Annotated in this window: 11 protein-coding genes and 1 pseudogene; 8 read left to right on the top strand and 4 right to left on the bottom strand. The window is 70.1% G+C overall.

Annotated elements, in window-relative coordinates:
* The first annotated feature begins 122 nt into the window (after window positions 1-122).
* Window positions 123-632, top strand: coding sequence for an 8-oxo-dGTP diphosphatase (locus FRW57_RS12575; protein WP_137122703.1), 510 nt, complete (start codon window positions 123-125; stop codon window positions 630-632).
* Between the two features lie 85 nt (window positions 633-717).
* Window positions 718-1,098 carry a DUF427 domain-containing protein gene (locus FRW57_RS12570; protein ID WP_152186127.1) on the top strand — a complete coding sequence of 127 codons (381 nt, stop codon included), beginning with the start codon at window positions 718-720 and terminating at the stop codon, window positions 1,096-1,098.
* A gap of 36 nt (window positions 1,099-1,134) precedes the next feature.
* Here FRW57_RS12570 and FRW57_RS12565 read toward each other — a convergent pair whose 3' ends face one another.
* A complete protein-coding gene (locus tag FRW57_RS12565) occupies window positions 1,135-2,700 on the bottom strand; it encodes a serine hydrolase domain-containing protein (protein ID WP_152186126.1) in 1,566 nt (521 codons plus the stop codon).
* A 146-nt stretch (window positions 2,701-2,846) separates the two neighbouring features.
* On the bottom strand, window positions 2,847-3,281 hold the full coding sequence (locus FRW57_RS12560; protein ID WP_137122800.1) for a MarR family winged helix-turn-helix transcriptional regulator: 435 nt from the start codon (window positions 3,279-3,281) through the stop codon (window positions 2,847-2,849).
* Window positions 3,282-3,354: 73 nt separating this feature from the next.
* On the opposite strand from FRW57_RS12560, the gene FRW57_RS12555 reads away from it, so the two are divergent.
* The 3 genes from FRW57_RS12555 to FRW57_RS12545 are packed head-to-tail and all read left to right on the top strand — an operon-like array spanning window position 3,355 to window position 5,249.
* Window positions 3,355-4,041 carry a maleylpyruvate isomerase family mycothiol-dependent enzyme gene (locus tag FRW57_RS12555; protein ID WP_152186125.1) on the top strand — a complete coding sequence of 229 codons (687 nt, stop codon included), beginning with the start codon at window positions 3,355-3,357 and terminating at the stop codon, window positions 4,039-4,041.
* Window positions 4,038-4,757: a hypothetical protein gene (locus tag FRW57_RS24470; protein ID WP_137122802.1), complete on the top strand. Its 720-nt coding sequence runs from the start codon at window positions 4,038-4,040 to the stop codon at window positions 4,755-4,757. The genes FRW57_RS12555 and FRW57_RS24470 overlap by 4 nt, the downstream gene beginning before the upstream one ends.
* An 18-nt stretch (window positions 4,758-4,775) precedes the next feature.
* Window positions 4,776-5,249 carry a PPOX class F420-dependent oxidoreductase gene (locus FRW57_RS12545; RefSeq protein WP_137122803.1) on the top strand — a complete coding sequence of 158 codons (474 nt, stop codon included), beginning with the start codon at window positions 4,776-4,778 and terminating at the stop codon, window positions 5,247-5,249.
* A gap of 26 nt (window positions 5,250-5,275) precedes the next feature.
* On the opposite strand, the gene FRW57_RS12540 is transcribed toward FRW57_RS12545, so the two are convergent.
* The gene (locus tag FRW57_RS12540; RefSeq protein WP_137122804.1) at window positions 5,276-5,899 is read right to left on the bottom strand and encodes a hypothetical protein; all 624 of its coding nucleotides are present in this window, start codon (window positions 5,897-5,899) and stop codon (window positions 5,276-5,278) included.
* A gap of 200 nt (window positions 5,900-6,099) precedes the next feature.
* On the opposite strand from FRW57_RS12540, the gene FRW57_RS12535 reads away from it, so the two are divergent.
* From FRW57_RS12535 to FRW57_RS12525, 3 genes are all read left to right on the top strand, one after another.
* Window positions 6,100-7,242, top strand: a complete 1,143-nt coding sequence (locus FRW57_RS12535) for a sensor histidine kinase (protein WP_152186124.1) — start codon at window positions 6,100-6,102, stop codon at window positions 7,240-7,242.
* Window positions 7,239-7,925 (top strand): response regulator, encoded by a 687-nt coding sequence (locus tag FRW57_RS12530; RefSeq protein ID WP_238384805.1) that lies wholly within the window; start codon window positions 7,239-7,241, stop codon window positions 7,923-7,925. Before FRW57_RS12535 ends, FRW57_RS12530 begins: the two co-directional genes overlap by 4 nt.
* Before the next feature lie 101 nt (window positions 7,926-8,026).
* A complete protein-coding gene (locus FRW57_RS12525; RefSeq protein WP_137122806.1) occupies window positions 8,027-8,632 on the top strand; it encodes a class I SAM-dependent methyltransferase in 606 nt (201 codons plus the stop codon).
* A gap of 123 nt (window positions 8,633-8,755) precedes the next feature.
* Here FRW57_RS12525 and FRW57_RS12520 read toward each other — a convergent pair.
* Window positions 8,756-9,042: pseudogene (locus FRW57_RS12520) on the bottom strand (hypothetical protein); the annotation flags it as partial.

Here is a 9,042-nt window from a genome sequence, read left to right as displayed (position 1 = left end):
CAGAGGTAGGGAGCCACTCCCAGACCCGTTCCTGACCGCGTCCACTGCCGTCAGCCGCCGACCACGCCGGGAATGGCATGTTGATCAGCGCTTCCCTAGAGGCTGCCTGCCAGACTGAGGGCATGCCCGAGCTCATCCGCACCTGCCTGCTCTTCGCCGTCGACGACGGTGAGCAGCCGCGGGTGCTGCTGGGCCGCAAGAAGACTGGCCTCGGGGCAGGACGTGTCGTCGGTCTGGGTGGTCACCTCGAAGCCGGGGAGTCGCCCTCCCAAGCCGTGATCAGGGAGGCGCGAGAGGAGGCACACATCGAGGTGGTGGAGAGCGATCTCGAGCTCGCGGGATTCGTCGTCTTCACGTTTCCGCACCGTCCGGCCTGGAGCCAGACCGTCGATGTCTTCGTGACCCGCCGTTGGGGCGGGCAGCCCTCCAGCAGCATCGAGATCGAGCCCGAGTGGCACCCGGTCGACACCCTGCCGCTCGAGGCCATGTGGGACGACGCCCGCTACTGGCTGCCACAGATCCTCGACGGCGAGGTGATCTCGGTCGAGGTCACCTTCGGTCCCGACAACCGCACCGTCGCCGAACACAGCATTCGGGCGGAGCCGACGCAGGAGCCTGGAGGGCGCGGTTAGGGCGCGGTCATCGGCCCGCCGAGATCCCCGGACCCACCCGGTCCGGCAGCGGAATGTGCTGTTCCGGTCCTTCGTTGCACTGAGCATGAGCGACAAGCCCGTTCGGCAACCCGGTCCAGACCATCCGATCGACGTGCAGCCCGCGTCCGGGCCCGTCACCGTGCGTTGGCGGGACAAGGTGATCGCCGAGACCGACTCGGCCCTGATGCTCCGCGAAGCCGGTTATCCCTCGGTGCCCTACCTGCCTCTCGCCGATGTTGTCGAGGACGTCCTGGAGCCGACGGACCACGCGACCTATTGCCCTTACAAGGGTGACGCCGCCTACTTCAGCCTGCACGACGAAACAGCGGGCGCCCACGCCGACAACGCGGTGTGGACCTATCCGGCGCCCCACGCGGCGGTGGCCGAGATCGCGAACCATGTCGCCTTCTATCCCGACCAGGTGGACATCGACCTGCCCGAGTAGCAGGTTCGCCAGCACGGCGGGTATGCCGTTTCGCCGTCAGGGCAGCAGCACCCGCACATTGGGCATCGTCCCGATGAACGCTGGACCCAGCCCGCTCCGGCGGGGCGAGACGTCGTCTGGTGATGCACTGCGGGGTCGGCCGAAGGGCACCGCCTCCACGACGAACTCCTGTACCTGCGCGGGGTTGATCGGCGTCAGGTGGATCATGCAGATCAGCTCACCGTGCTCGCCCGGCACCGACCACGTCACGTCAGCGGGGGTCGCGGCAGAGACGATGTCGGCCAGGGGGCGTGGCGCGCCCAACGGTCCGATCTCGTCGACCAACCGCTCGAGCTCCGCGCGCCGCTGCACCAGCGGCCGGTCGAAGTCCACGTTCGGCGCGAAGACCCGGGCCGCCACCTCGTCGTCCCAGGCCCGGATCAGCGACTCGACCTCGGCGCGCAGGTCGGCCGTCTCCTGCCACAGCACGATGGTCTGCGCGGCAACCTCGTCGCGGGCAAGGGCGCGTCCGAGGGCATCGCGACACAACGTGGCCGGGTCGCCGCGGTGGCTGTTGGTCAGCACCACGGTCGCGTTTCCGGAGTCGGGGTGCCAGCACATGAAAAGGGTGAAACCGGGCAGCCCTCCCCCGTGTGAGACGACCGTCCCGCGCCACAGGTCCTGGGAGACGCGCAGGCCGAGGGCGTATCCGCCGAGGCCCGCGTGCAACCCGCCGTTCGAGCGCATGGACAACACCGGCGGGTCGACGATGTGCAGCCGCTGCAGCTCCCGGCGCGAGGCGCGACTCAGCACCTCATCGTGGTCGCCGTGGCCGTCTGCCCGCGGAGCGCGGAAGGCCGCGCCGAGCCAGGTCATCCAGGTGGCCAGGTCACGCACCGTGCTCATCATGCCGCCGGCCGCCGCGAAGGCCGCCGATGCCGTCGGCGCGAAGGGCATCCACTGGCCCTCGACGTCCAAGGAGTAGCCGGTCGCGCGGTCGATGCCGGCCGGCGCAGCGTTGTCGAAGAAGGTCCGGGTCAGGCCGAGCGGGACCAGCACCTCGTCGTGGACGAACTCCTCGATCGGGCGACCGACGGCGCGCCCCACGGCGAGCCCGGCGAGGGCGTAGCCGAGGTTGGAGTACTCGTAGGTCGACCCGGGCGGGTGGCTGTAGCGGACCCCGTCCTTCAGCTGCCTCAGCAGCTCGGTCTCGTCCATGTGGATGAAGGGGTCGATCCACGAGTTGTCCTCGGTCAGCCCACCGGACATGCTGAGGAGCATCCGCATCGTCGGTGGGTCACAGGGGTTCTCCGTGGCGCCGGCTCCTGCGAAGTCGGGGAACCATGCCGTGATCGGGTCATCCAGGGAAAGGAGCCCGCGGTCGCGTGCCACCAGCGCCGCACAGGCGACGAAGCTCTTGGTCATCGACGCGATCGGAAACACGGTGTCGGCGTCGGGCTCCAGTCCGTCGTCGTTCGCCACCCCGAATCCCCTGGAGTGCGAGAGCCCCTCGGCGGTGGCGTGGCCGTAGACCAGCCCCTTAGCCTGGTCGGCTTCCGTGTACTGGCGAAAGAACGCGTCCAGCTCGGCGGCCAGTGGGGTGCGGAGGGTCTCACTCGACATGGGTCAGTTCCTGTGGTCGGGGCCGGTGACGGTCGACCGGGTGGCGTCCTCGCGGGTGGCGACCTCTCGCCATCCGGTCTGGTGCCCAAGGTAACGCGGACGCGCCACCGATGCGGCGGCCGGCCCAGCGGATCAGGGAGCGACGGTCAGTCCGTGGCGTAGGGGTCGGTGATCGAGCGCAGCGCGAGCAGGGTCTGGCGCAGCTCCTCCGCTCGTCGGTGTCCGAGCAGGGAGACCCATTCGGCCTCGACCCGCGCCTCCTCCTGTCTCGCCACCGCGGCGGCCTCGAGGCCGAGCGCCGTGATGCGGATCAGCCTGGCGCGCGCGTCGGACGGGTCCGGAATGCGTTCGAGATATCCCCCACGTTCGAGCTGGTCGACCAGGTAGCCGGCGGTCTGCTTGGTGACCTGGGCCGCCGCGGCGAGGCGGGTCAACCGTGATCCCTGCGGATCGACCCGCTGGAAGACGCGCGCCTGGGCGGTGGTGACGGAGTAACCCGCAGCACGCACGGCGTCGAGGACGCGCTCCTCCAGGTGGCGGTAGGGCAGGAACAGCAGCACACCCAGGCTGGGGCCGGTCACGGCATACCACTTGCCTTTCCTGGTCGAGCAGAGCAGACTAGTCAGAACTTCTTACCATATGAGGTGAACGGCCATGGACGAGGCACTCTGGTCGAGCATGGAGCGCGAACGACACTCCCTGGCCGAGCTGCTGGGCGGCCTGACGCCGCAGCAGTGGGAGCACCCGTCACTGTGTGCCCGCTGGCGGGTCAGGGAGGTCGCTGCGCACGTGGCGATGACGCCGACCGGGACGGACACCGGCATGCTGGTCCGCGCCCTGGTCCGGTCACGGGGAAACCTCTGGTCGGCAGGGGCCGCACTGGCGATCGCCCATGCCCGGCGACCGACCGAGCTGATCGTCGAGGAGCTCCACCGTGACGCGGCCTCCCGCCGCATGCCTCGGCTGACCAACGCGGACAACCTGCTGCTCGACGTCCTCGTGCACGGCCAGGACATCTGCGTGCCGCTCGGCCTCGAGCGTCCCGCGCCGACCGAAGCCGCGCAGGCCTCGTTCGAGCACGTATGGCGGATGGGCTGGCCCTTCCACGCACGTCGCCGGATGCGCGGGGTGCGGTTGGTGGCAACGGACGCCCGGGTCTGCGTCGGCGAAGGGCCCGTGGTCGCAGGGCGACTGGCCGATCTGCTGTTGCTGGTCACCGGCCGCACGGCAGCGGCTCTCGCCCGGCTCGATGGTGAAGGGACCGCTGTCATCGCGGCGCGCGGCGATGCTGTCTCGACGGTTCCCCCGAGCCCGGCCGCGGGCTCACGTGGTGCGGCGTGACGCTCACGCCGTGTTCCGACCTGTCAGCCGCACGGTGGCTGTGCACCAGCACCCGGCCCTGGGACCGACTCGTCGGTTTCGGGCCGGACGGCTTGCCCGCATATGCGCGGCTGCGGTTCATTCCCGACCCGAGCTACGAGGGGCAGAGCGAGAACGACCGCGAGGACGATGACGACGCTCCCCCCGAGACGACGCAGTTGCGCCGTGTCCTGGAGACGCTGGCACGGCATACGCGCACTCCGCAGGAGTGCTACTTCTGCCTCTGGGACGGCTGGGGCGTGAGCCTCGACGGTGCCGGCGTCATGAGCCTCGGCGATGGCGCCGTCACCGAGGACGACGGCGCGGAGCAGCCGGACCCCGCGGCTGTCCCTGGTTTTGCGCCTGCCCCGTCGCCGTCCGGGTCACGTTGGCCGAAGGTCGTCCTCCCCCACCGCGCCTACTACCTCTTCCACGGGCCGGTGTCCGGGCTCGGCGAGTGGGCCGGCCGCGAGGAGTCGGCGGATCCCCACGCAGCTCTCCGAGGGCCTTCACGCGCCTTCGCGCCGGATCCGGCGTTCGTCTGGCCGGCCGATCACGCCTGGTGCGTCGCCAAGGACGTCGACCCCCACTGGGCAGGTATCGGCGCCGACCCCGTCGCCATCGGTGAGCTGCTGACCGACTCCCGGCTTGACGTGGTCCCGGCCGACCCCGACGCGGACCAGCCCCGCTACCGGTAGCGCGCGTAGATTGCCGTCATGGCCCGAAGCATCGCGAAGAACACCGTGGTCCAGCTCGACGCCCTGCTCGACTTCGTCCGCCCGCGGCACCGGATGGTGCTCGCCACGACGCGTGCTGACGGACGCCCGCAGATCTCGCCGGTCAGCGGCGGAGTGGACGCGGCCGGCCGGATCGTCATCTCGAGCTATCCCGGCCGCGCCAAGACCACCAACGCCGAACGCCACACGCAGGTGTCGGTCGTCGTGATGTCGGACGAGTGGAACGACGCCTGGGTGCAGGTCGACGGCGACGCGGAGGTGCTGCACATGCCCGACGCCGAGGACGCGCTCGTCGACTACTTCCGAAGCATCTCGGGCGAGCATCCCGACTGGGACGAGTACCGCGAGGCGATGCGCATCCAGGACAAGTCGCTCATCCGGATCACGCCGACCCGTTGGGGGCCCATCGCGACCGGCGGCTTCCCGGCCGACGTCGCCGCCCGGCTCGGGTAGCCTCACCCGGCCGGTCCGAAGGCGCGTCAGGACTGCAGGATCGGCTCGATGGTGGCCGGGCTCGACTGCAACCGCATCAGGGAGACGCCGCAGACCAGGGTCCACAGGACGAAGACGAAGAGCGTGAAGAAGAGCGGCGCGAGGATGCCACAGACGCCCGCGACGACCGAGAAGCCGCGCAGCCACAAGGGCAGGTCGGTCCGCCACAGCATGATCGCGACCACCCCGATGAACAGCGCCGGCGCGCACCCACCGAGCAGCCCGGCGATCTCCCCGATGGTGTGGGCAACGGGCAGCGGAATCCCGGCCGTGATGTCCGGACCACCCTCCGCGGTCGCCACGACGACCCCCGCTCCGATGAACCAGCCCACGACGCCGGTGGCGACGGCGGCGATCGACAGTCCCCAGACGAACTCGCCGAGCCGACCGAGCTCGTCGCGGATCCCGTGGGCGAACACGAGCAGCGCGAGCATGGACGCGATGCCCACGTAGGCGAGGACGAAGGTGCGCAGGGCATGGCCCTGTGCGAGGTAAGCCGTGACCTTGACCGGTTCGTAGTCGCCGCCAGGAATCTCGGCGGTCATGAACGTGACGAGAGTACCGAGGCCGAAGACGAACAGGCCGATCCCGGCGGTGCGACGGTGGACCATGGTGGGTTCCTTTCGGGCAGAAGGGGTCTGACAGCAGGGTGCTGTTCCTCGACGGTAGGAACAGCAGTCGCCAGCTGTCGTCCCTCGACCTGACGATCTGTGGATGCCTGGTGAGCGCGTCCCGAGTCGGCCGGAGGACGACCGGCGATCCTCCTGAAGGAGGACGTCGACGACCGGCAGCGGCGCTACCGTTCTTGGCTATGGGCCGTCGCAGCCGTGCCAGCTGGGCCTTCGACGTGGCCGTCGCGCTGGTGGCCTTCGCGCTCGGCCAGATCGAGGTGTGGGACGGTGCGGGCTCCACGCACCGGCAGGGTCCGCACTGGGCTCAGGCGCTGACCTACGCCATCACGGCCCTGCTGCTGGTCGGACGCCGGTGGCGGCCGTTGGAGACGCTGGCCGTGATCGTGGTCGTCTACCTGGCCGCCTTCACGACGTTCGGGTCGCCCGAGGGCAACGCGGTCGGCACCATGCCGGCGATCGCCGCCTACAGCGTCGGGCGGTGGGAGCGTCGGTATCCCAGCGTCTGGGGGCTGGCTGCCCTCGCCGTCTTCACCGCCGGGTGGATCGGCTTCGACCCGCTCGTGACCTCCTGGACGATGCGTGGGGAGTCGCTCTTCTGGGGGCTCCAGCCGATGGTGGCCTGGCTCGTCGGTGCGCTCATCCGCTCCCGCATGCAGGTGCGCGAGCAACGGCGGCTGCGTGAACAGGACGTCAGCGCCCGGGCCGTCTCGGAGGAACGCAACCGGATCGCCCGCGAGCTCCACGACGTCATCGGCCACAACGTGAGCGTCATGACGGTCCAGGCCGCCGCCGTCCGGCGCCGGCTCACCCCCGACCAGGTGGTCGAGCGCGAGGCGCTGGGAACGGTCGAGACCGTGGGACGGGAGGCGCTCGCCGAGATGCGCCGCATGGTCGCGATCCTGCGCGCCGAGGGTCAGGTGGTCGAGCTGACGCCAGCCCCGGGCCTGGCCGAGGTGGATCAGCTGATCACGCGTTTCCAGAGAGCAGGACTGCCGGTTCGACTCACGGTCACCGGATCGGCCCGGCCGGTCGCTCCCGGGCTGGACCTCACGGCATACCGCGTCGTCCAGGAGGGTCTCACCAACGTGCTGCGGCACGCCGACGGTCCGCAGCGTGCCGAGGTGCTCATCAGCTATGGACCCGACGTGCTGGAGCTCGCGGTCCGGGACGACGGAAGGCCCTCGCGGAGGCAGGTGACGCCGGGCCACGGGCTCATCGGGATGCGTGAACGCGTTGGTGTCTATGGCGGTCGGCTCGTCGCAGGGGTCCAGTCCGACGGCGGGTTCGAGCTCCACGCGACGCTGCCGCTGGAGATGTCATGAGCGACCCCGAAATGAGCATCGCGGTCCTCATCGCCGACGACCAGGCGCTGGTGCGTTGCGGCTTTCGTCTCCTGCTCGAGATCGAGCCGGACCTGGAGATCGTCGGCGAGGCCACTGACGGGCTCGACGTGGTGCAGCAGGTGCGGCGGCTGCGACCCGACATCGTCCTGATGGACGTGCGCATGCCGCGCGTCGACGGCATCGAGGCCACCCGACGCATCATGTCGCTACCCCAGTGTGCGAGCAGGGTCGTCATGCTGACCACGTTCGACCTCGACGACTACGTCTACGAGGCGCTGCGTGCCGGGGCGAGCGGCTTCCTCCTCAAGGACGTCGAGCCGGCCATCCTCATCGCGGGGATCCGCGCGGTGCACGCCGGTGAGTCGCTGCTTGCGCCGCAGGTGACCAAGCGGATGATCGAGACCTTCCTGACCCGTCGCCCCGCACCCGACCGGGCAGTCGCCGCGCAGCTGGCCACCTTGACGACCCGCGAACGCGAGACCCTCGACCTCGTCGCGCAAGGCCTCTCCAACGCCGAGATAGCCAGGACCTTCGTGGTGGCCGAGACCACCGTGAAGACCCACGTCGCGCGCGTTCTGCTCAAGCTCGACCTGCGCGATCGGGTGCACGCAGTCATCTACGCCTACGAGCACGGCCTGGTCGCGCCTCGTGAGTTGCGGTGAACGCGGATCACCGGCTCCCTCTGCGGTGCCCACGTCGATCACCGCGGGATGGCAGGCTTCCCGGCGCCTCGACCGGCGGCGGCGCGGATATCGTGCATGCCATGGGTTCGCGACAAGGACACGACAACTGGGACGAGCAGTATGCCGTCGACGTGCCTCCGCCCTGGGAGATCGGTGGGCCTCAGCCCGCCCTAGCCGCGCTGGTCGGTCGGATCTCGCTCGAGGGCCCGGTCCTCGACGCCGGTTGCGGCACGGGGGAACTCGCGATCCTGATCGCCGAGAGGGGCTACCAGGTCGTCGGGTTGGACTGCTCCCGACGCGCGATCGACACGGCTCGGACCAAGGCGGCGGACAGTGCCTTGGACATCGAGTTCCTCGTGGGTGATGCCGAGCGCCTCGAGGACCTCCCCGTCAGGCCCCGGACGGTCTTCGACTCAGGGCTGCTGCACAACCTCGACGAGGGTGGCCGGCGGGCCTACCTCCGAGGCCTCACCGCCATCTGCGCTCCGGGGGCAGTGGTCCACATCCTTGCCGTGGCGGACGAGGCGGGTCCGGGCTGGGACCTCACGCCCAAGGCGCTGAACCAGCTTTTCCCGGCACCGCACTGGGTCGACACCACCGTCGATACGGCGGACGTGCTCGCCAACGTCGACGGCGAGGAGCTCCACCTGCCGGCGTTCCTGCTGTCCACCAGGCGCGCAACCTGACGCCGTGCGTCCTGCCATCACAGCCCGACGGGGTGTGCCTGCTCGGGTGGGGTGCCGATGGCGCCGATGTCATGACCGGTGCAGGCCCGATGGGTGGTGGCCAGGAGACTCGCGAGGCCTGGCTCAGGCAGTGCTGCGCAGGTAACGGCCGAAATGCGGCACGGTGAACGCGATCCGGCCCCGCTCCCCGCTGTAGATCAGACCCTTCTTGAGCAGGGCGTCCCGGGCGGGCGACAGCGACTGCGGCTTGCGGTCGAGGACCGCGGCGACCGCCGCCGTCGGCACCGAGTCGACGTCGTCGGGCTGGACGTCCTCGGCCTTGTCCGCCTCGGCCGTGGCGGCGTCCGCCATCGCGCGCAGATGGCGGTGAGGCCTCGGAGGTAGGCCCGCCGGCCACCCTCGTCGAGGTT

Source organism: Segeticoccus rhizosphaerae, from assembly GCF_009192725.1.
In the GTDB taxonomy this organism is placed as follows: domain Bacteria; phylum Actinomycetota; class Actinomycetes; order Actinomycetales; family Dermatophilaceae; genus Segeticoccus; species Segeticoccus rhizosphaerae.
Note: the sequence above shows the minus strand (reverse complement) of the source record. Positions and strands in the feature narration are given on the sequence as shown.